The organism is Peribacillus frigoritolerans, assembly GCF_030676415.1.
Taxonomy (GTDB): domain Bacteria; phylum Bacillota; class Bacilli; order Bacillales; family DSM-1321; genus Peribacillus; species Peribacillus frigoritolerans_A.
The window spans coordinates 17,018-39,889 of record NZ_JAUUTW010000017.1; the positions used below are offsets into that span (position 1 = coordinate 17,018).

Sequence of the window (22,872 nt, forward strand, 5' to 3'; positions counted from 1 at the left end):
TGTTCATAGGCTTAGTAGTCTTTTTGACGGGTATATCAAATGTATTAAGAATATTTTAGGAGGTTGCTTATGAAGGCTGTAACTTTTCAAGGAGCAAAAGATATACAGGTAAAACAAGTTGAAGATCCTAAACTTCAGCAAAAGGATGATATCATCGTCCGAGTGACTTCAACGGCTATATGCGGGTCCGACCTCCATATATATCAGGGTGCTTTGCCGACGCATAAAGATTATGTCATTGGCCATGAACCGATGGGCATCGTTGAAGAAGTGGGTCCGGAAGTGATGAAGGTGAAAAAAGGGGACAGGGTTGTCCTGCCTTTCAACATTTCTTGTGGGCACTGTTATTATTGTGAACATGATATGGAGAGTCAATGTGATAATTCCAACCCCAATGAAGCGGTGGATACAGGCGGGTACTTTGGTTTTACGGAACGATATGGGAACTATCCGGGCGGGCAGGCAGAATATTTAAGGGTCCCATATGGAAACTTCATGCCGTTTGTCATCCCAGAGTCATGTGAATTTGAAGATGAGGCACTTTTGTTCATGTCCGATGTGCTGCCAACCGCATATTGGAGTGTAGAGAACGCTGGCGTCAAGAAAGATGATACGGTAGCGGTACTGGGCTGTGGTCCGATTGGTTTGATGGCTCAGAAGTTTGCTTGGATGAAAGGTGCAAAAAGGGTCATTGCCATCGACAATCTTCCTTATAGACTCAATAGGGCTAAACAGATGAATAAGGTTGAGGCGTATAACTTCGATGAATATAACGATATGGGCAGCTACATTAAGGAAATCACTTCAGGCGGGGCAGATGTGGTCATAGATTGTGTGGGAATGGATGGCAAGAAATCAACGATTGAGGCGATTGAGCAAAAGTTGAAACTTCAGGGTGGAACGTTAAGTGCGATTGAGATTGCACTTAATGCCGTACGTAAATTCGGCACGATTCAACTGACTGGCGTATACGGATCCAAATATAATATGTTCCCATTAGGCAATTTATTTGAAAGGAACATTAACCTGAAAATGGGGCAAGCACCAGTCATTCACTACATGCCCAAGCTTTTTGATAAAATCACGGCAGGAGAGTTCGACCCCACGGAAATCATATCCCATAAAGTCCCTCTCGAAAAAGCAAGTGAAGCGTATCAAATCTTTAATGATCACGAAGATGAATGTATTAAAGTGGTGTTAAAGCCATAATGTGATAGCATACTTACAATAAGGCAGTTCACGTTTGAAATAAAAAATATTCACAGTTAGCTGTCTTGTTTTTTCTTGTTCTTTGCTCTTCCCCCAATAACCGTCAATGGATGATAACTAAAATATTAAATGAATGGATTGAATTAATATACCTATAAACATCAAAAAGGCTCTTAACTAATAAGAGCCTTTTTCCATGCATAATTACTCTATTGACTATTCGAGTAAGGCTGATTCTTCCTTTTTTGAATCTATTGAGACCGGGTTAGATAATTCCATCGGTGTTAACCTATCATATGCTTAAAAGATACTATAAAAATAGACCAACAATAATAACTCAATCTATTATTTTGAAAAGATTTCTTTTGCATTGTCCATGGCCATTTTATTTCCTAGTGCTGAATAGTCAAGCCATGGCTGGTCCGGAACTACGTAAACATGTTTTCCTTTAACTGCTTTCAACCCTTTCCAAATGGGTGTATCTTCTAACTGCTTAAAAGCTGTCTGAGACTCATCGTCACCGTTGACAATGACAAATATAGCATCTGCATCGAAATCTGGAAGAACTTCTTGAGATATGACTTCGTAAGGTAGATTTTTATCAATGTCTTCAACACCATTAGCAGGTTTAAAACCTAAATCCTGAAATAAGATAGGTCCCATTGGTCGTTTTGTACTAAATACTCGTAATTCCTTTGCCGTAACACGCATTGCCATAACTTTACTGCCTTCACCAAGTTTATTTTCAATTAAACCTTTCACTTCTTTTGTTTGTTTTTCATAATCTGAAATGAATTTTTCTGCTTGCTGTTGACGATCGACAAGTTTACCTACGGACTTTAAATGATCTCTCCATGTTCCTTCATCAAGATTAAATACATGAGTCGGTGCGATTTTTTCATATTTTGATACATCTTGTCCTGAAAATTCCTTATCAAGATAAATCACAGAAGGGTTTAGTTCAATCAACGCTTCCATATCTGGATCTTTCACAGGTCCAAGCTTTTCCGTATCTTTTAATTGATCCTTCACATGAGGCAGAAAATCCTTTAATTCTCCACCAATAACAGAACCAACTGGAGTTATACCTAATGCAAGCAAATCATTTGTTAGGTGGATGGAAAGTGAAGCGATTCTATGTTCTTCGCTACCAGGTTTATTTTTTTGTGCTGATTTACTATCATTTGAAGAAGTTTGTCCGCAAGCCGACAAAATAAGAATTAACATAATGCTAAATAAAATAGTAAGTTTCTTGTTCATTTTTTTCTCCTTATTGAAAATTTATTTTGTTTTTGTGAGCAAATAAAGAAAATACGGAGCTCCTATAGCAGCGACTACTATACCAGCTGGAATAGCATTTGGCTGAAATATGGATCGACCAATGGTATCCGCAAGCACCAAAATAATGAGCCCTATAAGTCCTGCAACAGGAAGGAAATGTTGGTACATTGGGCCAACAAGCCGACGGGCAAGATGAGGGGCGACTAGACCAATAAATCCAATACCGCCAGCCATCGCTACACTCGCACATGACAGACCAACAGCAGTTACTAGCATCAGCAAACGTTGTTTTTGAACGGAAGCACCAAGTCCAGCTGCTACGTCATCACCAAGTGATAAGGCATTTAATGTGTTGGATTGGAACCAAGCATAAGGTGCTAAAATAAGGATCCACGGAAAAAGGGCAATAACATGAATCCAATCTCTTCCCCATACATTTCCAACTAACCATCTTGAAGCAAATGAGTAGGTTTCTTCATCAAGACGAAGAGACAGAAAAAGTGTAATAGCACTAAAACCAGCAGAAATCGCAATTCCAATGAGAATAAGTCGAATGGGCAGTATGCCTTTGTAACGATCAAAGGCAAGTAAAACAATAAGAAATGCAGTTAAGACTCCGCCCGAAAAGGTAAATAACGGTATAAGGATTGATGCTTTTTCATCTAATGAATGAAAATATGTAACAAAGATAATGAGACCAAAGGACGCACCTGCATGTAAGCCTAAAATTCCTGGATCTGCCAAAGGGTTACGTGATAAACCTTGTAAGATGGCTCCTGAAATTCCTAATCCAACTCCCGCCAACATGGTAATCAAGATTCGTGGCATACGATAATCAAACAGCACAGTAGAACTTTTAAAATCACCGTAGCCAAAAAGTGTTTGGATTACTTTTAAAGGTGAAATCCGCAATGTACCTGTATTCAAGCTTATTAATACTGCGACTATACTCATTAAAATAAATACCATAGTAACTGTATATGCCCTCTTGTTGTCTGCATTCATAAGGTATTTCACCTATAAGTTCCTCCCTACTTTACGAGCAATATAGAGAAAAAAAGGAACACCGACAAGGGCTACCATTATACCAATAGCCAGCTCTCTAGGTGGATTCAACGTACGGGCTCCCAAATCAGCCAGTACTAACAGTATCGAACCCAGTAATGCTGACATGGGAATGATGAGCTGATAATATCCTCCAACCAATTTTCGAGAAATATGTGGGATTACAAGTCCAACAAACCCTATTGAACCAGCGGCCGAAACAGAAACACCTGCCAGAATAACCGCTATTATCATTCCAAGTATTCTAATTCGATTCGTATTCACACCAAGATTGGTGGAAATATCATTGCCCAATGAAATGAGTGACACAGATCGCCCTAACGATATTGCCCAAATAATCGTAATGAGAATAATAGGAACCAACACTTTCAAATGACTCCACTTTATCCCCGCAACACCTCCCGCATACCAGAATGCTAAATCCTGACTCAAATCATAATAAATAGCCACTCCTGAACTAAGTGAATGCAAGAGCGCTGCTATCACGGCACCTGAGATTGTTAATCGAATGGGTGTTAATCCTCCTGGCACAGATGATCCAATAACAAAAATGCATAATGTACTCAATACAGCTCCAATAAATGAAAAAATCATCAAAAGAGAATATGGAATGTTTGGAAAGAAAGCAAAACTAAGGGCTACCACAAACATTGACCCTGCGTTAATTCCAAGTATTCCTGCGTCAGCTAAGGGATTGTGGGTTACTCCTTGCATTAATGCACCTGCAACTGCAAAAGCTGCTCCGACTAATGCTGCGCCAATAACCCGTGGAAGCCGTAGTTCGTGGATAATCTGTTGCTGTGTCAGTGTGGGATTATAATTAAAAACCGCTGACCACACGGTATTGAAGGTAACCTCTTTTGCCCCAAATGTTACAGCCAAAAACATGGACACAACCAATCCAAGAATCACCAGGATGAATAAACACATTAACAGAAAAACATTTGAACGATTTTTAAGTTCCTTTAGAGAGAGAGTATGTAACATTCGTTAGTTCATCCTTTACTTTTCAATAGATGAAGTTGATAATCATTATCACGATGAGTATAACTTTACTCTTTGTTGAAATCAAACTATTTTTCAATATATTAAAATATTGAATGATTGATAGGTGTTTCCATAGCGCTTCTAAAGGAAGTAGAATCGTGGATGAATTGTAGATTTGTAGAAGATCAGAAGTACAAAAATAAGCGGATGAAACATTCAAAACCTATTATTATGATAAGGAAAAAAATGAGTTGATGTTCAAAAAAGACACGTTGCCAAGTTAACTTGAATAAGGGTTTTTGGTAATGAAATGGAGTATTTATATTATATAATGATAGTGACAAAAGGAGGATGTACAGATGGTATATAATTCGGCAGCAGAACTTTGTGAAGGGTTTGGGTATCCGCCCGTTCATGTTAAATTGACGATAGGGATCATCGATAAGAGATTGGGACCTGTAAAGGCAGAAGCAGAGATTGCCATCAAGCCTGTTAAGTCAAAGGAATATCTAGAAGTATTGGTGGAAGAATTGGAATCGGAGCATATCTTTGCTGATGAAAATGGCAGTATCTATGGCAGCTTCGGCATCGATCAAAGCATCCAGATATATGATGAAGTCCTGAATACCATTCCGTTCGAAGATTTAATAGGAAATGAAAATTGGAAAGAGACAATTGAGGAATCCATCACGGTGGATAAGCTAAAGGAACAACTGGGGAAATCCCTCAATGATTATCAATTCAGTGATTTGAGCGGGAAATATAAATTCAGGAAAAGATGTACGATAACAGAACTTCAATTCATAGATTAAACCATGACTGGAGAAGGCGAAATGCTTTCTCTTTTTTCGATGCTATCATATTCAAAGCTTACCAGTGACACAAACTGTAAAATTTTTTAAACATACACAATGTCAAGGAGAGCTCAGTAAGGTTTTTAATGGTTTCAACTTGCATTTATTATATAGTTTTACATAGGGTAATATATTGATAAGGGCTTTTACAAGAAAAACTAAACGAATATTTTTAAAAGATAAAAAGGAGAATATATGAAAATTGGTTTGGTAAGGCATTTTAAGGTGGCACATGAATTTCCTACTGGGAGATCTGTAACGGCAGATGATATGAAGCAATGGTTTGAGGACTATGATGCAGCGGATATTATTTATGGAACGACTTTATTTGGCGTGGAGGAATGGCAGGAATGTTATAGCAGTGATATGTTGAGGGCTGTCAAGACAGCGGAACATATCTATCCAGGTACGGTTCATCGGTTGGAGGAGCTGCGGGAAATACCTTCCCCCCCTCTAAAAGGAAGGGTGAAGCTGCCGTTCATCCTTTGGGCCATCTGGATTCGCTGCTGCTCGGTGATCAACAAGCAGACAAGGGCGGAAATTAAGATTGCAGAGCAAAGGATCAATAAAGTATTGGATGAAGTCCTTGCAAAGGGGGAAAGGGATGTTCTGATCGTGAGTCATGCCGCCCTCATGGTATATATAAGGAAAGAGCTGATCCGACGGGGGTTCACCGGTCCAAAATTCAAGGTTGCCAGTAATGGAAAGCTTTATGTATTTGAAAGATGATGAGGGGAAAATATAGGGTTTACCACCAGGAAGAGTAAGTTATTTTGCTGATTTTAAGAAAGAGGAAGACATTTTCCGAATAGTTATTCTTTTTTTATTGGTTGTGGTTTATTATTGTAATAGCGTAATTTTTACGAATTCAATAATAGGGAAAGAGGGGTGGACATTTTGCTTAAGGCAGTTTTTTTTGATTTAGATGATACATTATTATGGGATCAGAAAAGTGTAAAAGAGGCTTTTGTGGCCACATGCCAAGTGGCCAAGGAGAAATATGATCTGAATGTCGAAGAGTTTGAAGAAGCGGTGCGAAAGGAAGCGCGTGAGCTTTATTCCTCTTACGATACATATGCATTCACTCAAATGATCGGAATCAACCCATTTGAGGGACTATGGGGGAATTTTCAGGATGATCATGAGGAATTCCGGAAGATGGCCGGGATTGCACCGGCTTATCGGAAAGAAGCGTGGACGAGAGGTTTGAAGGCATTAGGGATCGATGACCCGGAATTTGGGCTTGAACTGGCAGAACGTTTCCCGGCCGAGAGACGCAAAAAGCCATTTATCTATGAAGAATCATTCCGTGTTCTGGATGAATTAAAAGGGAAGTACAAATTGCTATTGCTTACGAACGGATCTCCTGAACTTCAAAATACCAAACTTGAAATTACTCCTGAATTGGTTCCTTATTTCGACCAAATCGTGATTTCAGGCGCATTTGGACGAGGTAAACCGGATGCCTCCATTTTTGAGCATGCTTTGGAAATCATGGAGCTTGATAAGGATGAAGTATTGATGGTCGGCGATAATTTAATGACTGATATCCTTGGAGCATCACGGGTAGGCATAAAGTCGGTCTGGATAAATCGCCATGATAAGCAACGGAATGAAGTGCTCCCAACCTATGAAATCAAGCATTTAGAGGAGCTATTCCCCATCCTTGAGAGCCTGGGGAATTAATTGGCGGTACTCCTCCAAATAAGTTTTGGAGAATGTAAAGGAAATATTAGGTCTTTCAAAGCATTTACAGAATGAAAAGGGTGATATATAGTTACCCTGTAATCAATTAAATTATTCAGACTAGGGGTGTCCAATAAAAGTTGGGCTGAGAGAGAAGCGCTTAAGCTTCTTAACCCTCAGGACCTGATCTGGTTCATACCAGCGTGGGGAAGTTAGAATCTACTAAACAATGACTTTTCAATCGGTCATTTTTGTAGTCATACTAACGTTAGCCGGGTCTTAAATATGAGATCTGGCTTTTTCGTGCGAAATGGATTGGATTTTGTCCTTTTTAAATGAACTTAAAAAGGAGAAATGAAATCATTATGAGTAATTCAGTAAATGACATGAACGTTTCAATTATGTCCAGTTTTGCCGGGAGTAAAAAAGTGTATGTTGAGGGGTCTAGACCCGATATTAAAGTACCTATGCGTGAAATTAAGCTAAGTCCGACTACAGGGGCATTCGGCGAAGAGGAAAATCCGCCATTACGAGTATATGACACAAGCGGTTTTTATACGGATTCAGAATATCCCATTGATATTCATAAAGGTCTTGCCCCGATTAGACGAAGCTGGGTTTTGGAACGGGAAGATGTTGAAGAGTATGAAGGCCGTGAAATAAAGCCCGAAGATAACGGGTATAAAAAAGTTGAGTCACAATCCAACGCCGAAGTTTTTCCGGGATTGAAAAGAAAACCATTGCGTGCAGTGAAAGGGAAAAACGTAACCCAGCTCCATTATGCCCGTAAAGGTATCATTACTCCAGAAATGGAGTTCATTTCGATCAGGGAAAATGTATCCCCTGAGTTCGTAAGAGAAGAAGTAGCTAGCGGGCGGGCGATCATTCCGGCAAATATTAACCATCCTGAAAGTGAGCCCATGATCATCGGACGTAATTTTCATGTGAAAATAAATGCGAATATTGGAAATTCCGCTGTTAGTTCATCAATCGAAGCTGAAGTGGAGAAAATGACTTGGGCTACACGATGGGGTGCAGACAACATAATGGATCTTTCCACCGGAAAGAATATTCACACGACGCGGGAATGGATCATCAGGAATTCACCTGTGCCAGTTGGGACGGTTCCGATATATCAAGCATTGGAAAAAGTGAATGGAGTCGCGGAAGATTTAAATTGGGAAGTTTTCCGGGATACATTAATTGAGCAGGCTGAGCAAGGTGTCGATTACTTCACCATACACGCTGGTGTGCTTTTGCGATACATCCCCATGACAGCAAAGCGAGTTACGGGAATTGTTTCCCGGGGGGGCTCTATCATGGCACAATGGTGCTTGGCCCACCACCAAGAAAGTTTTCTCTATACTCACTTTGAAGAGATTTGTGAAATCATGAAGGCGTATGATGTCTCTTTCTCATTAGGTGACGGCCTCCGTCCTGGATCCATTGCAGATGCAAACGATGAGGCACAATTTGCTGAATTGGAAACACTTGGGGAACTGACGAAGATTGCTTGGAAGCACGATGTCCAAGTCATGGTGGAGGGACCCGGTCACGTACCGATGCATTTGATTAAAGAAAATATGGATAAGCAGCTGGAAGTCTGTCAAGAAGCACCATTCTATACGCTGGGACCATTGACAACGGATATAGCTCCTGGATACGATCATATCACTTCTGCGATTGGTGCTGCCATGATTGGATGGTTTGGAACAGCCATGCTTTGTTATGTGACACCGAAAGAGCATTTGGGACTTCCGAATAAAGAGGATGTTCGAGTAGGGGTCATCACTTATAAAATTGCGGCGCACGCAGCTGACCTTGCTAAAGGGCATCCGCATGCAAGAAAACGGGATGATGCGCTTTCGAAGGCTAGATTCGAATTTCGTTGGAGAGATCAATTCAATCTTTCCCTTGATCCTGAAAGGGCGGTTGAATATCACGATGAAACTCTTCCGGCTGAAGGTGCCAAAACAGCCCATTTCTGTTCAATGTGCGGACCAAAATTCTGCAGTATGAGAATTTCTCAGGACATCCGTGATTTGGCGAAGGAAAAGGGTCTGGGTTTTGAGTCGGTGATCGATGAAGGGCTTAAAGAAAAAGCGAATGAATTTAGGAAAACGGACGGGGAAATCTATCAATGATTCCGACGAGAGGGAGAATTCGATGAATCGGGTAATCCAGATAAAAGTTGAAATGAAACAGTTGGAAACTCAATTGGAACAGCTGAAAAGGGAGCTGAACATTTTTCGGGAGAATTGTAATCATGAATTTGTGAAAAATGATTATAGTCAACAATGCACAAAGTGCTACTTAATCGAAAGTCTGCAATGGTAGTGATTCCTTAATCTTCCTTTCATTATCGGAATTAATTCCTTAATCATGTTGGACATTCAATCACAAAGTCAACATGATTAAGGGATATTTCATTACTATTTACAAACTTGTTTTATTAACATGAAGTGGAGGAGGGACAAGCCATCCTTTTTCCTTATTCAATCTTAGGAAGTCAGCACCCAATGCCGCTTTTTTGGTATGGAATTGTGCGAACATCTGTGCAATATCTTCGCGGATGCATTGACCCATGATCTGGCTGCAAGCAACTAATCCTGCATTAATATCGATTGATACTGAAGCCGAGATTTCAGGATCTTGAAGACGTGCCCCAACGGGAATATCCTCTAAATTAGCTTTAGGCCTTTCAGGTGGTGATGGAGGCAGTCCTACGTTATTTTCTTTTAACAATAACTCAATTTGGTCATGTTCCTGTTTCCCTTGATTGATTACTTCTACAAGTAATTTATGCAAATCCTTGTCACCAGTATGATTAAGCATAGTTTGATGACAGGCAATCAAGCCTTTTGTTGTTGTTAGAAATGCCCATGTTCCAAATACCTCTCCGTAATGCATAGGCTCTTCTTTCGGATTTCCGCTTAAAATTCCCATACCCCATCCTCCTTGAAATACACTATTTAAGCATTGTAAGTTACCCTGAATTTATCCATGTATGCATCGTTAATGTTTAATATTAGAGGGCTTTTAATGCTTAACCTTTTATTCCTTGTAGCCATTCTTGATAACATTCATCACAGAGCATTTCATTTCTATCCGTGTCAGTAACTTGAAATGTTACGACATGGATTTTTTTTTCTTCCGTGTCATCAGTACAATAGAAGCATTTATGTGTCATTAGAAATCCTCCCATACATATAAAGTGTTTATAGTTTAAAACGTCACGGTTTTTTTTATACAGAAAACATGATTTATGCAGCTTATTGGTCCCATGGAAGAGTTTAGATTGAATAATCCTGTTGGAGTTTAACATACTAAACTTGTTCGCATCATTGAAAAAAGAGGAGGAAATACGATGCAAAACCAATATCAACAAGGTCAAGTGCACCAGAACATGCAAACGGGTGCTATTCCCCCACAAATGAATCACGGTGGTCACGAAGTATTCGATGTACATGAAGTGTTGTCTGGAACGATTGTTACTTTAAACACTTATACTCTTCTGCGTCAGCATGTAAAGGATCAGGAATTGATGGACATTCTGGATCGTCAATATCAGTTCATCCAAGATGAATATAATATTACATTGGAGTGCTTCCAAACGGGACAGGATCCTTCTAAACCGACCCAGAGTTACAAAATGAACCAAGGTAACGATTTTATATATGGATTGACACCAACACAGCCAAAGAAACCTTTGCAATCCGTCTCGGAAATTACGGATGAATGCATTTCAGCCATGATGCTCGGAGCTGTCAAGTCTGCAGCATCCATGAAAGCGATGTCAGCGCTTGAAATAACGAATCCGGTGGTTCGCCGCGTATTTGCAGATTCCGTTCCGAACTGCATTGAAATGGCATATGAGATTTCGTTATATCAAAACAAACATCATTACTACCAAGTTCCACAACTTGCACAGCAGGATATGCAACAAATGATGAATTCGTATGCACCCGCACAAGGAAATAACAACAATATGAGTCATTAAAAGGATTCATTAAATAACAATGCTTTTTGCCATGAAAAAAGGTAAATGGATTTCTTTGTAAAAAACAGAAAGAAGGGGTAGGACAAACTGTCCTACCCCTTTTTTCTTACTGTTTCATCTGATTTATTTCCTGAATGGATTCCTGGACGAGGGTTACAGCCTGACTCATGGTGGCTCCTCCGCCAAATGCTGCGGTCACACCAATGGCTTCAAGAATTTCTTGTTCGGAACAGCCTTGATCAAGACATCCTTTTGTATGGTAGATAATACAGTATTCATCTTGTGAATATAAGCTTATTCCTAGTGCGATAAGCTGTTTTTCTTTCTTGGATAATTGACCTTCTTTAAAGCACTCTTCCGTAAACGAATTGAATTTCTCTGCGAGATCAGGCATTTTATGTGTAAAGGCACCGATTCCAGCTTTATAATCACGAAGAGCATTTTCAGTAGAATTGTTAGCTTCAAATTCCATTTTCCATTCAGCTCCATCCTAAATTTTTTCATCAAAAATTAGTATGAGCTAAATGTTGGTCGATTAAACAGAAACATAGGAGTTTACCGAAATAATCATGGAACCGGCCTCCCTACAAGGCAAGTGATCCCTTAGGCCGGGTGGCTTTGAACCATTGATAGCAAAGGATGCAGATAAGTGCAACGTCAATGGCATCACCGGCATAGTACATTAACATTCCGCCATTTTCCGCTTGTGCCTTGGTGACCCCGCTTGGAGGATGGGCAAAAATATATTTAGAAAGGATATCATGGCCGGCCAGTGAAATTGTAAATACGATAGCTCGAAACATGAAGCTGAACCTGTGGGGCGCAGGGTCCATATAAATCATAGACGCAGTGAATAGATAGCCCGCTAAGAACACGTGAAAATGCACCAATGCATGTAGAAGGGCATTATGATGCATCACCCCATATACCCCAGTCGTATAAAGTATCCAAAGCCCCCCAATATTAAGCGCGGAGGCAGTGATTGGATTGCTTAAAATGCTCAGCGGCCAACTTTTCAACACCTGTGAAAGGCGTCTTGCAGATTGCACATCAAGTGTTCGCAGTGCAAGAGTAATAGGCGCAGCAAGAACGAGTAGGATGGGTGCAATCATTCCAAGCAGTAAATGACCTACCATATGCGCCGTGAAGTCCATATGCGCGCGATTGGCTATGGGGCCAATAATTGCAGAGGCTGTACAGACGGTGCCAAGAATCCAAAAGAACGTACGGTATAAGGGCCATTTTTTATAGCGGCGGCTCGAAATTACGACAGCTGCAATATAAATCATTATAACAAGCGCGAATAAAATCAATAAAATCGGTTCAAAACCAGTCCCATTATCATGAATATGTCCATGGCCATTACTGTGCATTGCGGCCGTCTTCTTTCATTTTAAGTAAGCTGCGCCTTGTTTGAATGACGAGGGTAATGCCGATCAAAATCATGATTGTGGCTGCAATGTTCCAAATCAAGTCGTATGGGAGAATATCGACATTGTAACGGATTTGATGGAGACGCATGAGCTTGTGCTGGATGATCCCATCATATAACTGAAAGGAACCTGCCCCGAGCAAAACTCCTCCTATCCACCTTTTCAGCCATAATCCCTTTCGACGGCGAAGGTCAGCGAACATGAACAAAGACCCGACCGTTGCGAACCAGCTTAGTGCATGAAATAAACCATCCGAGACAAGCCCAATATTGGATGTGGACTTGTCATAGAAATGGTGCCAATGTAAAAGTTGATGAAAGATGGCCTCATCGATGAATGCCACCAGTCCGATCCCGAATAGAAAACCGGACCATAGATTACGAGCGGAATAAGTATAACGTAATTCTGAAATGGATTGATCTTTTTGATTTCGGGGCTTGAAATCCATTTTCCATCCTCCTTTTAGGTTTCTTTGATATGGGTCATTTTCCTATATATGGTTCTTTCTACTTTACCCTGTATTGTAAAGTTATAGACAGGTAAATGGACCTTTTTATAAATCTTATTTATAGAGGGATTCATAGCCCTAAGATAATCCTTGGCTTTTAAGTTGATTGATCATTTTTAACCGCATGTAAATTTTTTCTAATTATTGTGGGTTCATGTTTCAAGCATGGACAGGCGGGTAATAAAAAACCGTGGATCATATAAAAACAACCTATAATAAAAGGAGGAGTTAATATGTTTCGTCATCAAAAAGAATTGCAATTTGAAGTTAAGGTAGATCGACCAGATCCGATGCTTGCCCGTCAAATTCAGGAAGTGTTAGGTGGACAGTTTGGAGAAATGACTGTCATGATGCAATATCTTTTTCAGGGTTTTAACTGCCGTGGAGAAGAAAAATACAAAGATATGCTGATGGATATTGGAACAGAGGAAATTGGACATGTAGAGATGCTTTGTTCGCTCATTAGTCAATTGCTTGATGGCGCTTCTCCGGAAGATCAGGCAGAAGCCGCAAAAGATCCTGCTACAGCAGCGATCATGGGTGGAATTAATCCCCAGCATTTGCTCGTAAGCGGTCTTGGCGGACTGCCAACCAACTCCAATGGGGTGCCTTGGAACGGATCTTATATTGTAGCGAGCGGAAATCTATTAGCGGACATGCGATCGAATCTGCATGCTGAAAGCCAAGGACGCCTTCAAGTGGCCCGTTTATATCATATGACCAAAGATGAAGGGGTACGTGCTACCTTCCGTAAAATGTTAGCCCGTGATCGTTACCATCAATATCAATGGATGGCGGCCATTGCAGAACTTGAAGAAAAAAATGGCGTTGTCGTTCCCGCGTCATTCCCACCGGAAGCGGAAATGGAATCCCAACCGGAAGCGTATGAATTCTGGAACTTATCAGAAGGTAATGAATCGGCAGACGGCCTGTGGGCAACAGGAAGCGCCCCGGATGGTACAGGAGATTTTGTTTATGTAGCTGAACCAGTTGCAAAAGGGCAGATTCCTAAACCTAAGGTACCGGCAGCACAATTGCATCATGACCTGGATAGAAGTCAATCGCTTAATAAAAGGTAATTGAAACTCTTCAAAAAAGATCGATGGACCCGAAAGGGACATCGGCTTTTTTTATTCTATCATGTTTACCAAAACCTAATTATTTGCTTGTGAATATTTTTTGGAGTAGCATAGTTTCCATCTTCAAGACAAACCATTTTAGAGGATGGTCACTAATTTAATTGTAAGGAGTGGACAAATGAAAGCAGTAGTGGTTAAAGAACCGGGTGGTGCAGAACAATTACTTTTTAAAGGTTTTTTAAAGCCCATGCCCGGAAAAGGGGAAATATTAATTAAGGTGAAAGCCTCTGCGATAAATAGAACGGATATTGTTTCAAGAGAAGGGAAATCCGGTTATATGGCCAATCCAATATTGGGGATTGAAGTTTCTGGGGAAGTGGTGGATACAGGGGAAGGGGCAAATATACAATTAGGGACAAGGGTGATGGGCCTTGTAAACGGCGGCGGTTATGCTCAATATGCCTTGATGCCGGCTGATCGAGCAATGAAGATCCCTGATAACCTGTCATTTGAAGAAGCGGCAGCGATTCCTGAGGTATTCTTGACTGCGTACCAAACCTTGTTTTGGTTAGGAGAATTGACGGATCAAGATACGGTATTGATTCATGCTGGCGGAAGCGGTGTAGGCACAGCAGCTATACAACTGGCAAAAAAACTGACAAAAGCGAAGATCATCACTACAGCCGGCTCAAAGGAAAAATTGGATACCTGTCACTCACTAGGAGCGGATATCTGTATCAACTATAAAGAACAATCTTTTGATGAAGAAGTGCTGAAGGCTACAAATAATCAAGGAGTGGATGTTATCCTGGATTTCATCGGTGCTTCTTACTGGGAGAAAAACCTTAAAAGCATAAAAACCGATGGACGATGGGTACTGATAGGCATTCTAGGCGGAACTGTAGTCGAGAAGGTGAACTTGATGGAACTTCTCTTAAAAAGAGTTCAATTAAAAGGTACTCTATTAACTCCTCGGAGTGATGAATATAAAAAAGAGTTAACGGAAGAATTCGTTAAAAGGGCCATGCCGTTGTTCCTCCAAAATGAAATCAAGGCAATCGTGGATCATGTCTTCGCTTTTGAAGAGGTACAAAAGGCGCATGAACATATGGAAGCCAATAAGAATTTAGGTAAAATCATCTTACAGGTAAATGAATGATTAAAGGAAACTGGTTCGAAGCATGAATGGAGGAGGTTGCCCAGGATTAAGACACGATTGGGCGACCTCTTTTCATGTGATAAGGAAAAGGTGGAGCTAATGGCAGATTGATTGAAGAATGAAATACGGACAAAGTATAATGAATATATAAAAAGTCAAGATACTCTTCGTCGGTATCTGTCTAAAGGGGGGAATCTTAATGAATGAACTGAATGCATTATTCAGGAAAAGAATAGGGCTCCAGGAAGATGTGAATCTGACATTTGAGAAATTAGATGAAATTCTGGATAAGACATCGAAAACCATTCCTTTTGAAAACTTATCAATCATGGCATCCCATCTGAGTGATATCAATAAAGAGAATATCATGAACAAAGTCCTCGTGAGGAATGAGGGTGGATTATGCTATGAATTGAATGCAGCCCTTTATTTTTTCCTGATGGAAAATGACTTTGATGTATTCTTGGTTCGGGGTGTCATCTATAATCAGGGGTGGATGACCATAGGAAGGACCCATGTCACGATTCTATTGAACCATGAGGGCCAAACCTTTTTGATCGATACGGGTTTTGGCGGGAATCTGCCTTTAAAACCAGTTCCGTTGAATGGAGAAACGGTCGTTTCCCAAAATGGTGAATTCAGGATAAAGAAAGAAAGTACCGACCATGGAGATCATATCCTTGAATTAAAACTGAAACATAAAGATCGCGATTGGAGAATAGGGTATGCTTTCGATTCTTCAAAACCCGTAGGAAATGTAGCGGAACTTAATGAGGTCCAAACGATCATCAGGGAAAATCCGCAATCTCCATTTAATAAGCATCCATTAATCACCCGTTTGACAAACAGCGGGAACATCACTTTAACTGATACATCCTTTACACAGTGGGAAGATGGGAAAGTGACGAAAGAAGAAATAGATGGAACACGATTTAAAGAGTTAATGAAACAGCACTTCGATAGATATGGAAAAAAGGTCTGAATATCAAAGGCGTCCATACCGAAAGACTGTCCATTCGACAGTCTTTTTATGAATAGTATGTTCATTCCATGGGCCGTCATTGATGTGCAAGACTATCTAACTTTGCTGAAAGCAGGACAATTGTCATTCCTTGTCGAATGAAGTAGTTGAGTAGAGGCTGATGAAAATGAGTAAGTAAAATATAAATTTTATTATGTGAATGGTGAGAAGAAGAGGTAGAGACGAATGAACAATATTCTGATGAAGCGAATAGTATCATGAAATTGCAATTAACTCAAAATGCGACGTGGCTGCAAGCCGGGGCAAACATATCAATTTGGCTAATGTAATCAGAATATACAGGAGAAAAAGGTTCATAAATCGGAGTCGAAAAAGTTCAGACCTAATAAGTAAAACATCCATTATAAATGTTCAGTTTTTCGACAAAAGGGGGTTCGGAATGTTTCATCCCGAACCATTATTAAGACTAGTTTATAATTTATGTTTTATGAAATTCTCTTTGAATTGATGAAATTTGCGACACTCCTGCCGAATAACTGGCTAGCCGAGACCCCGCAGGCGCTTGCTTTGATGCGGCTTGGCAGACAGTCGGCGGAAAGGGAGCGGATTTCTGAAAACAATTTAAGCGTTATTAAAGAAAAACTGTAGGGAAAACTCGTTTTCTTCGAATTTGTCTACAGTCTGAAACATCCGATCTGGATGTTTTTACTATTTATTCAATAGATTAGAATTCAGTGGGGTGAGAAGGATATGGAGAGGAAGAATCGATTGGTTTTTACTAGATCGAATGCTGCTGCTAAACGAAAATTCGATGAAGCAATCACCATTTTGGAATATAGCGTAATGCTCGTTGAATTCTTTGGATTAGAAGAGTTCAACAATATAATTGCCGGACAGTTAAGGCTGATTCTATGTGAAACGAAAAATACGCGCATAAAGCGGGAAAAGGTCACGATTGACCAATCCTTAATAAAGAAAATCAATCCTAACCCGAAATTGTATCCCATTAAAGACCCCATTCAAATGAGCAATGTTCATATTACGGAAGACCTCTTCGATTATACTAAACAGAGGATTGAGCTAAAGCTTTGGAGAAATCAAATTATTTATAAAACCGATATCGAAGGAGAAATCCAGGAAATTAAAATCATTGATTTTATTAAGGAAACAGCTAATAAGATTGGCGGTACACAAGCTGAATCAAGTTTTCCTAATAAGTCCAATATTTCGGATGGACATACCAAAATCATGTTAAGAGGTATAGCGAAAGGGTTATTCAAATCCATAGGCAGGGATTATAAAAAACATGCCTCCATGAACCTTTCACATATCATGCAAAAAATCGAACAATCAACTTTGGGAGACTAGACACAAGAAGGACTTTTGACCAAGTCCTTCTTGCTTGATTTCCAAGCAAAATCCGGCAGGATTGAAAACCTCAAATAACCTCTAGCAATAAATCATCTCTTTTTACCTCTGTTAAACCACTCTCGATAGATGCTATTCACTTTTATTATTAGATAATTAAGGTTATTAATATAGAAGAATGGGGAATTCCCTGATTACAAATAAACATTGGGGGCCTTATATGTAAATGTAAAGACTTATTAAATTTACACTAAAATGCAGCTATAGACGATTGAGATAATTTATAATGATATTCCGAATATTGTTTTACACATTATCGAAAAAATAGACCGAAAATTGCACCTTACGCTACAGATAAATTAACTGAAAATAAAAAGAAAGAGATGATGATATGAAGGATTTTGATGGAAACCTTCCTGACGAATGGCTGGAATTAGTAACATTGGCAATGAAAGCGGATGTTACAAAAGAGCAATTCAAAAAGTTTCTGCAAGAAAAGTCGAATAGCAATAAAAGCAGCGATTGTGGTGGCTAAATAGAATTCTGTTCAGCCACAGTTAGGCGATTTACATGAAAAATATGAGGCTCCATTTCTTTTGCCACGAGTGTACTCCATATTTTCTGCATATTTAATTGGTATGATGGATGTAATCATAAGGGAGGTTTTATTCAATATGAAAAAAAGAACAAAATTGCCTATCATCCTATCATTATTAGCAGCCCTATTTTTAGTCCTTGGCGCATGTTCCAACAGCGATGATAAAAACAATGAAGTTAAAGAAGAAAAGGAACATAGTGAAATGGACATGAACCATTCTAGCTCGGGTGATGTTCCAGAAGGATTAAAAGCTGCAGAAAATCCAACCTATGAAGTTGGAAGTCAAGCGATTATCGAATCAGGTCATATGGAAAGCATGAAGGGGGCGGAAGCAACAATAGTGGGTGCATTTGATACGACTGCTTATGCAATTTCGTATACGCCTACAACTGGCGGAGAAAAAGTGGAAAATCATAAATGGATCATTCACGAAGAAATCAAAGATTCAGGTGAAAAGACGTATGAACCCGGAGCGGAGGTCACAGTAAATGCCTCTCATATGGAAGGGATGAACGGGACAGTCGCTGAAGTAGAATCTGCTGAAAAAACGACTGTTTATATGGTCGATTTCACACCGACTACGGGAGGAGAAAAAGTGAAGAACCATAAATGGGTAACGGAAAGTGAATTATCAGCGTCTGAATGACTTAACATCATGATTTTCAAATCAGAAGAAGAATAAAGGATTGGAATTCCTTCAGTTTGTAACAAAAGTGGGTTCGGAAGGCCTCATCCCGAACCATGATTTTAAAACAAGACTAGACTATCCTTCATGTTTTTTAGATTTGTAAAATTTGAAAGTTGCCTCCAGGCACTCTCTTTTCTTCGAGTTTGTCTACAGTCTGAAGGAATGGTAAACAAAGCCATTCCTTTTTTTACTTTCTTGAAAGATTATTGTTTGCATTGGTTTATAAAAATTTAGCATCTGTTAATATGGCTTTATCAGATATGTAAAAAATGGGGTGCAAGTATGGTGACTGGATTAACTATTAGACCTTTTATGGAAAATGACTATGAGGCGTTGAGCAACTATTGTTTACCTATAGAACAAGCAATCTATACTTCTTTACCTTTGAAAGTTATCGAAGACTTCAGGAAGGATAAATATAACCTCCCCATGGTCATTTATTTAGATGAGGATTTGATTGGTTGTTTTGCCTTATATACGGATAAAGCGGGAAATGAATATACAAGTAATGAGAATGCGATTCTTCTTAAATCATTCTCCTTGGATTTGCGCCATCAAAAAAAGGGGCTAGCTTTTAAGACTTTAAAAGTGTTGCCTGATATGATCAAACTAAGTCATCCAGATAAAGATGAGATTATTCTAACAGTGCATCATTCGAATGTTCCAGCGATAAATTTATATAAAAAGGCTGGATTCATTGACAAAGGATACAGATTTAACGGGGAAGAAGGAGAGGAATTTATTTTCCACTTTGCTTTGGATTAAGGGAGCTTTAGATAACTTCCGGAATATATAGAGGGAAGTGGAACGTGTTTGCAAATGAAACACCTCGTGGGAGTATGATAGAAGAAAAACGGTTTTCCCATGAGACGGTTATCAGAAAAGATACTATAGGGATTAAACATTAAAAAAATCTCCCATAGTACCTAGTCCCCGATATGAATGGAATTTAATTAAACTTCCGTATACAGTAACTTAAAAATGAAAGAGTGGTTAAACGCAAAATAAGCATCTTAAAGATGCTTCAGTTTGTCGACAAAATAGGGTTAATCCCTTTCACGGCTTTATCGAGGGAATGATCACTATGATTTTTTACTCTTTATATGGGATGAAACCCTTACTGGATTGAAGAAATTTGCAACACTCCTGCCGAACAACTGGCCACCGCAGTCGCTTGCTTTGATGCGGCTTGGCAGACAGTCGGCGGAAAGGGAGCGAATTTCTGAAATCAACAGGAACGTTTTTCAAAGAAAAAAACTGTAGGCAAATCCGTTTTTCGAATTTGTCTACAGTCTGAAGCATCTAAACGAGCCTGATTTTTTGGAAGGTATTCCATCCAACCAATCATGAAGGGAAATTTCCACCATAATTTCATGAATATGGATATGTTCAGAATTTATGGAATCCATCCTACAATTTCTAAAAGCGTCAGAACAATCTCAAAGACAATGAGAATCACAATGATCCATTCAACGAATAGTCCCCTGATCGAATGGCTGATGTTAGAAAACCCATCCATAATGTTATATAAAATTTCGGTTTTGCTTTTCAAGATTTTATACCGATCATTCAATTCAAAAAAATCAAGCATTCTGTCATAAAATTCGCCGGCAATGCTGCTTGTCCATGTAATATCAGGTTTATCCAGAATCATGATATACGCTAGGGTATTGTACTCGTGACGTACGATTTTTGCCGTCGTCCTCGCTAGTTCCTTGTTGCCGATTCTCAGCTTACCTTTTTCCAGTCGGTCTATCATGGCTTCGAGCTTGTCGTGGATTTTTCCGAGTTGTTCCTCAGTTTTTTCAAGTGCCACCGATTTTGCGAGAATAGTGGAAATTAATTCAGGGTAGAAAAATTCATATTTAGGCACAACTACATATTCGTCAGTCAAATTGATGTTTTCAGTTTCACTGAAGTGGAGGCGGTAATCGTCTGTATATCTATTGACATTAACGAGATCAATATCCGGCTCGAAAGAATTGATAAAGGATGAAAATTCCTTAATCTCATCCGCGTGTGAATAATTAATGAAGACAATGCTGCCAAAGGAAAAAACCAGCACCTGTTGCGATTCGTCCACATGTTTATTAAGGATGGAACTTAGAATATCGCCTTTAAGGATTAAAGGCTCTTCCCAGGTGAATTTTTTAGGAATGCCGCAATGAATGGCGATTTTGTTCAAATCAATTTCATTAGTGATTGCACATGCTTTAAAGGTAATTGGTCCCATCTATATCACTCTCTTCAGCAAATTGGTCTTTTTTCGATTCTATTCTATTCTTACAAAAACATGCTTGAATAATTCTTGAAGGTAGAAAAAAGTTTACTGACTGTTCAAGTGGATAAAGAAAGTGATACTGATGATCAAGTAACTAAACAAATAACTTCCATTAAGGATATAAAAAATAATCAAGTCTAATAAAAGGGGTTTTATGCTCTACACTCCCAAGTCCTATTAACAGACTTAAAATACAATTGTTTATATGTAAGAGGACGATTCCAGTAAATGGATCGTCCTTCTTTTTTTGTTTGTTTATACGAATACTGATCCTCCCATTTATGTCATTACTAAAACTTTATAAAAACATATAAATGTTCATGAAAACTTTACTTATATTTACAGAATCCTCATATTGATGTCAATATTCAGTAATACATGTTTGTTATAATCGATTGACGGTTTTAAAAGTGATGGGAAAAGGGTCTTCTGAAAATCCTTCATTTACAGATAAGTAGCAGGCTGATTGAAGATGACTGAATAGTAGGAGTGAACACAAATGGAGGAATCTATAAATCTATATGAGCTTACATTTAGTGAAAAAGATAGATATGTAATCATTACGAATGCTTATCCACATGAAGATCAGTTATATCGGAATGGGTTTATCCACCGAAGAGTCAAGGCTTATCTGGATAAGGGGTTGAAGGTTGATGTCTTTGTTTTGCATCCTGCCTACAAAAAAGCAGAAAAGTATACGTATGAAGATGTGCCTGTTTATCGAGGAACTGAACAGCATCTGCGCATTTTCTTAAATCATAAAGTACATAAAAAAGCGCTCATTCATTTTGTTAATCCAAAAATGGTACAAGCGATAAAAGAAACGAACACAGATTTACCGATTATTACCTGGATTCATGGATTTGAAACGGAGGCATGGCATAGAAGATGGTTTAATTTTCTGGAAAGCCCTGAAAGCTTGCGGAAGATACTTGAAATGTCGGACGACTATTATGTAGCACAGCTTTCTTTCATGAATTGGTTTTATCAAACGAATGAATTGGATACAACCTTTGTTCATATTTCCAAATGGTTCAAAGAACATATAGCGGAATGTGACGCAAGAGCAGAATCGAAAAATTCAGTAATCATTCCTAATGTAATAGATGACACTCTGTTTACATTTAATGAAAAGCCAGTTGAAATGCGGACAAAAGTCCTTTCAATCAGGCCATACGCTTCACGAAAATACGCCAATGATTTATCGGTGAAAGCAGTGCTGGAACTATCGAAGAGACCATACTTCGATAAGTTGGAATTTGCATTTTATGGTGATGGAAAATTGTTCGATCAAACCGTTGAGCCAATCCGGGATTTCGAGAATGTAACGATTCATAAAGGTTTCCTATCCCAGGAGCAAATCGCTGCATTACATAAGGAGTATGGAATTTTCCTTTGCCCGACCCGTTTGGATTCTCAAGGGGTTTCTATGTGTGAGGCAATGTCGAGTGGGCTAGTGCCGATTTCAACAGATATTACGGCAATCCCGGAATTCGTTAAACACGATGTTTCTGGCCTTCTAACAAAACCTGAGTCTCCTATCGAAATTGCCGATGCGATAGAGCGCTTATATTACAACTCGGACGTATTTTTAAGAGTGTCAAAACAAGCTTCTCAGTCGATTCGAGAAAAATGCGCGGTAGATGTTGTTATTAAAAGAGAATTGGAGATTATCCAAGGTTAAATGAAGGGAG

At 39.2% G+C, this 22,872-nt stretch carries 24 protein-coding genes and 1 riboswitch; of the genes, 15 read left to right on the plus strand and 9 right to left on the minus strand.

Going from position 1 to position 22,872, the window contains the following annotated elements:
* Positions 1-69 precede the first annotated feature (69 nt).
* Positions 70-1,209, plus strand: a complete 1,140-nt coding sequence (locus Q8G36_RS16495) for a zinc-dependent alcohol dehydrogenase (RefSeq protein WP_305160970.1) — start codon at positions 70-72, stop codon at positions 1,207-1,209.
* A 345-nt stretch (positions 1,210-1,554) separates the two neighbouring features.
* On the opposite strand, the gene Q8G36_RS16500 is transcribed toward Q8G36_RS16495, so the two are convergent.
* The 3 genes from Q8G36_RS16500 to Q8G36_RS16510 are packed head-to-tail and all read right to left on the minus strand — an operon-like array spanning position 1,555 to position 4,485.
* Positions 1,555-2,469 (minus strand): iron-hydroxamate ABC transporter substrate-binding protein, encoded by a 915-nt coding sequence (locus Q8G36_RS16500; RefSeq protein WP_305160969.1) that lies wholly within the window; start codon positions 2,467-2,469, stop codon positions 1,555-1,557.
* 21 nt (positions 2,470-2,490) lie between these two features.
* Positions 2,491-3,495 (minus strand): FecCD family ABC transporter permease, encoded by a 1,005-nt coding sequence (locus Q8G36_RS16505; protein WP_370694071.1) that lies wholly within the window; start codon positions 3,493-3,495, stop codon positions 2,491-2,493.
* A 12-nt stretch (positions 3,496-3,507) separates the two neighbouring features.
* Positions 3,508-4,485 carry a FecCD family ABC transporter permease gene (locus Q8G36_RS16510; protein ID WP_305160990.1) on the minus strand — a complete coding sequence of 326 codons (978 nt, stop codon included), beginning with the start codon at positions 4,483-4,485 and terminating at the stop codon, positions 3,508-3,510.
* A 416-nt stretch (positions 4,486-4,901) separates the two neighbouring features.
* Here Q8G36_RS16510 and Q8G36_RS16515 point away from each other — a divergent pair, with 416 nt between their 5' ends.
* The 5 genes from Q8G36_RS16515 (at position 4,902) to Q8G36_RS16535 (ending at position 9,419) form a co-directional block, all read left to right on the plus strand.
* Positions 4,902-5,354: a hypothetical protein gene (locus Q8G36_RS16515; RefSeq protein ID WP_305160967.1), complete on the plus strand. Its 453-nt coding sequence runs from the start codon at positions 4,902-4,904 to the stop codon at positions 5,352-5,354.
* Positions 5,355-5,591: 237 nt separating this feature from the next.
* Positions 5,592-6,125: a histidine phosphatase family protein gene (locus Q8G36_RS16520; RefSeq protein ID WP_305160966.1), complete on the plus strand. Its 534-nt coding sequence runs from the start codon at positions 5,592-5,594 to the stop codon at positions 6,123-6,125.
* A gap of 168 nt (positions 6,126-6,293) precedes the next feature.
* Complete coding sequence (locus Q8G36_RS16525) at positions 6,294-7,082, plus strand: HAD family hydrolase (RefSeq protein ID WP_305160965.1); 789 nt, start codon at positions 6,294-6,296, stop codon at positions 7,080-7,082.
* A 112-nt stretch (positions 7,083-7,194) separates the two neighbouring features.
* A riboswitch (TPP riboswitch) is annotated at positions 7,195-7,309 on the plus strand.
* A 135-nt stretch (positions 7,310-7,444) separates the two neighbouring features.
* The gene (thiC, locus tag Q8G36_RS16530; protein ID WP_305160989.1) at positions 7,445-9,226 is read left to right on the plus strand and encodes a phosphomethylpyrimidine synthase ThiC; all 1,782 of its coding nucleotides are present in this window, start codon (positions 7,445-7,447) and stop codon (positions 9,224-9,226) included.
* A gap of 22 nt (positions 9,227-9,248) precedes the next feature.
* Entirely contained in the window at positions 9,249-9,419 is a 171-nt protein-coding gene (locus tag Q8G36_RS16535) for a hypothetical protein (protein WP_179891032.1), read from the plus strand.
* Between the two features lie 99 nt (positions 9,420-9,518).
* Here the strand turns inward: Q8G36_RS16535 and Q8G36_RS16540 are convergent, their stop codons facing one another.
* Complete coding sequence (locus Q8G36_RS16540; protein ID WP_305160964.1) at positions 9,519-10,028, minus strand: DUF3231 family protein; 510 nt, start codon at positions 10,026-10,028, stop codon at positions 9,519-9,521.
* A gap of 100 nt (positions 10,029-10,128) precedes the next feature.
* The gene (locus Q8G36_RS16545; protein ID WP_167555965.1) at positions 10,129-10,272 is read right to left on the minus strand and encodes a hypothetical protein; all 144 of its coding nucleotides are present in this window, start codon (positions 10,270-10,272) and stop codon (positions 10,129-10,131) included.
* 177 nt (positions 10,273-10,449) lie between these two features.
* Here Q8G36_RS16545 and Q8G36_RS16550 point away from each other — a divergent pair, with 177 nt between their 5' ends.
* On the plus strand, positions 10,450-11,082 hold the full coding sequence (locus tag Q8G36_RS16550) for a spore coat protein (RefSeq protein ID WP_305160963.1): 633 nt from the start codon (positions 10,450-10,452) through the stop codon (positions 11,080-11,082).
* A gap of 106 nt (positions 11,083-11,188) precedes the next feature.
* Here Q8G36_RS16550 and Q8G36_RS16555 read toward each other — a convergent pair whose 3' ends face one another.
* The 3 genes from Q8G36_RS16555 to Q8G36_RS16565 all read right to left on the minus strand — a co-directional run bounded on the left by Q8G36_RS16555 (position 11,189) and on the right by Q8G36_RS16565 (position 12,963).
* Positions 11,189-11,554 carry a carboxymuconolactone decarboxylase family protein gene (locus tag Q8G36_RS16555; protein ID WP_305160962.1) on the minus strand — a complete coding sequence of 122 codons (366 nt, stop codon included), beginning with the start codon at positions 11,552-11,554 and terminating at the stop codon, positions 11,189-11,191.
* Positions 11,555-11,666: 112 nt separating this feature from the next.
* Positions 11,667-12,455, minus strand: a complete 789-nt coding sequence (locus Q8G36_RS16560; protein ID WP_370694067.1) for a cytochrome c oxidase assembly protein — start codon at positions 12,453-12,455, stop codon at positions 11,667-11,669.
* Complete coding sequence (locus tag Q8G36_RS16565) at positions 12,445-12,963, minus strand: DUF2243 domain-containing protein (protein WP_305160961.1); 519 nt, start codon at positions 12,961-12,963, stop codon at positions 12,445-12,447. Before Q8G36_RS16565 ends, Q8G36_RS16560 begins: the two co-directional genes overlap by 11 nt.
* Before the next feature lie 293 nt (positions 12,964-13,256).
* Here Q8G36_RS16565 and Q8G36_RS16570 point away from each other — a divergent pair, with 293 nt between their 5' ends.
* From Q8G36_RS16570 to Q8G36_RS16600, 7 genes are all read left to right on the plus strand, one after another.
* The gene (locus tag Q8G36_RS16570) at positions 13,257-14,102 is read left to right on the plus strand and encodes a manganese catalase family protein (RefSeq protein ID WP_305160960.1); all 846 of its coding nucleotides are present in this window, start codon (positions 13,257-13,259) and stop codon (positions 14,100-14,102) included.
* Positions 14,103-14,280: 178 nt separating this feature from the next.
* Positions 14,281-15,261 carry an NAD(P)H-quinone oxidoreductase gene (locus tag Q8G36_RS16575; RefSeq protein ID WP_305160959.1) on the plus strand — a complete coding sequence of 327 codons (981 nt, stop codon included), beginning with the start codon at positions 14,281-14,283 and terminating at the stop codon, positions 15,259-15,261.
* Between the two features lie 199 nt (positions 15,262-15,460).
* Positions 15,461-16,243 carry an arylamine N-acetyltransferase family protein gene (locus Q8G36_RS16580; protein ID WP_305160958.1) on the plus strand — a complete coding sequence of 261 codons (783 nt, stop codon included), beginning with the start codon at positions 15,461-15,463 and terminating at the stop codon, positions 16,241-16,243.
* Positions 16,244-16,993: 750 nt separating this feature from the next.
* Positions 16,994-17,611, plus strand: coding sequence for a hypothetical protein (locus Q8G36_RS16585; protein WP_305160957.1), 618 nt, complete (start codon positions 16,994-16,996; stop codon positions 17,609-17,611).
* A 391-nt stretch (positions 17,612-18,002) separates the two neighbouring features.
* Positions 18,003-18,146 (plus strand): anti-repressor SinI family protein, encoded by a 144-nt coding sequence (locus Q8G36_RS16590; RefSeq protein ID WP_305160956.1) that lies wholly within the window; start codon positions 18,003-18,005, stop codon positions 18,144-18,146.
* 139 nt (positions 18,147-18,285) lie between these two features.
* Positions 18,286-18,855, plus strand: coding sequence for a YdhK family protein (locus Q8G36_RS16595; RefSeq protein WP_305160955.1), 570 nt, complete (start codon positions 18,286-18,288; stop codon positions 18,853-18,855).
* A gap of 324 nt (positions 18,856-19,179) precedes the next feature.
* Entirely contained in the window at positions 19,180-19,662 is a 483-nt protein-coding gene (locus tag Q8G36_RS16600) for a GNAT family N-acetyltransferase (protein WP_305160954.1), read from the plus strand.
* A 631-nt stretch (positions 19,663-20,293) separates the two neighbouring features.
* Here the strand turns inward: Q8G36_RS16600 and Q8G36_RS16605 are convergent.
* Positions 20,294-21,130, minus strand: a complete 837-nt coding sequence (locus Q8G36_RS16605; protein ID WP_305160953.1) for an RMD1 family protein — start codon at positions 21,128-21,130, stop codon at positions 20,294-20,296.
* A gap of 547 nt (positions 21,131-21,677) precedes the next feature.
* Here Q8G36_RS16605 and Q8G36_RS16610 point away from each other — a divergent pair.
* Positions 21,678-22,862, plus strand: a complete 1,185-nt coding sequence (locus Q8G36_RS16610) for a glycosyltransferase family 4 protein (protein ID WP_305160952.1) — start codon at positions 21,678-21,680, stop codon at positions 22,860-22,862.
* Positions 22,863-22,872 lie beyond the last annotated feature (10 nt).

Coding starts and splice junctions, on each gene's coding strand:
- Q8G36_RS16495 (WP_305160970.1), top strand. CDS start 70: ATGAAGGCTGTAACTTTTCAAGGAGCAAAAGATATACAGGTAAAACAA.
- Q8G36_RS16500 (WP_305160969.1), bottom strand. CDS start 2,469: ATGAACAAGAAACTTACTATTTTATTTAGCATTATGTTAATTCTTATT.
- Q8G36_RS16505 (WP_370694071.1), bottom strand. CDS start 3,495: ATGAATGCAGACAACAAGAGGGCATATACAGTTACTATGGTATTTATT.
- Q8G36_RS16510 (WP_305160990.1), bottom strand. CDS start 4,485: ATGTGTTTATTCATCCTGGTGATTCTTGGATTGGTTGTGTCCATGTTT.
- Q8G36_RS16515 (WP_305160967.1), top strand. CDS start 4,902: ATGGTATATAATTCGGCAGCAGAACTTTGTGAAGGGTTTGGGTATCCG.
- Q8G36_RS16520 (WP_305160966.1), top strand. CDS start 5,592: ATGAAAATTGGTTTGGTAAGGCATTTTAAGGTGGCACATGAATTTCCT.
- Q8G36_RS16535 (WP_179891032.1), top strand. CDS start 9,249: ATGAATCGGGTAATCCAGATAAAAGTTGAAATGAAACAGTTGGAAACT.
- Q8G36_RS16540 (WP_305160964.1), bottom strand. CDS start 10,028: ATGGGAATTTTAAGCGGAAATCCGAAAGAAGAGCCTATGCATTACGGA.
- Q8G36_RS16545 (WP_167555965.1), bottom strand. CDS start 10,272: ATGACACATAAATGCTTCTATTGTACTGATGACACGGAAGAAAAAAAA.
- Q8G36_RS16550 (WP_305160963.1), top strand. CDS start 10,450: ATGCAAAACCAATATCAACAAGGTCAAGTGCACCAGAACATGCAAACG.
- Q8G36_RS16555 (WP_305160962.1), bottom strand. CDS start 11,554: ATGGAATTTGAAGCTAACAATTCTACTGAAAATGCTCTTCGTGATTAT.
- Q8G36_RS16560 (WP_370694067.1), bottom strand. CDS start 12,455: ATGCACAGTAATGGCCATGGACATATTCATGATAATGGGACTGGTTTT.
- Q8G36_RS16565 (WP_305160961.1), bottom strand. CDS start 12,963: ATGGATTTCAAGCCCCGAAATCAAAAAGATCAATCCATTTCAGAATTA.
- Q8G36_RS16570 (WP_305160960.1), top strand. CDS start 13,257: ATGTTTCGTCATCAAAAAGAATTGCAATTTGAAGTTAAGGTAGATCGA.
- Q8G36_RS16575 (WP_305160959.1), top strand. CDS start 14,281: ATGAAAGCAGTAGTGGTTAAAGAACCGGGTGGTGCAGAACAATTACTT.
- Q8G36_RS16580 (WP_305160958.1), top strand. CDS start 15,461: ATGAATGAACTGAATGCATTATTCAGGAAAAGAATAGGGCTCCAGGAA.
- Q8G36_RS16585 (WP_305160957.1), top strand. CDS start 16,994: ATGGAGAGGAAGAATCGATTGGTTTTTACTAGATCGAATGCTGCTGCT.
- Q8G36_RS16590 (WP_305160956.1), top strand. CDS start 18,003: ATGAAGGATTTTGATGGAAACCTTCCTGACGAATGGCTGGAATTAGTA.
- Q8G36_RS16595 (WP_305160955.1), top strand. CDS start 18,286: ATGAAAAAAAGAACAAAATTGCCTATCATCCTATCATTATTAGCAGCC.
- Q8G36_RS16600 (WP_305160954.1), top strand. CDS start 19,180: ATGGTGACTGGATTAACTATTAGACCTTTTATGGAAAATGACTATGAG.
- Q8G36_RS16605 (WP_305160953.1), bottom strand. CDS start 21,130: ATGGGACCAATTACCTTTAAAGCATGTGCAATCACTAATGAAATTGAT.
- Q8G36_RS16610 (WP_305160952.1), top strand. CDS start 21,678: ATGGAGGAATCTATAAATCTATATGAGCTTACATTTAGTGAAAAAGAT.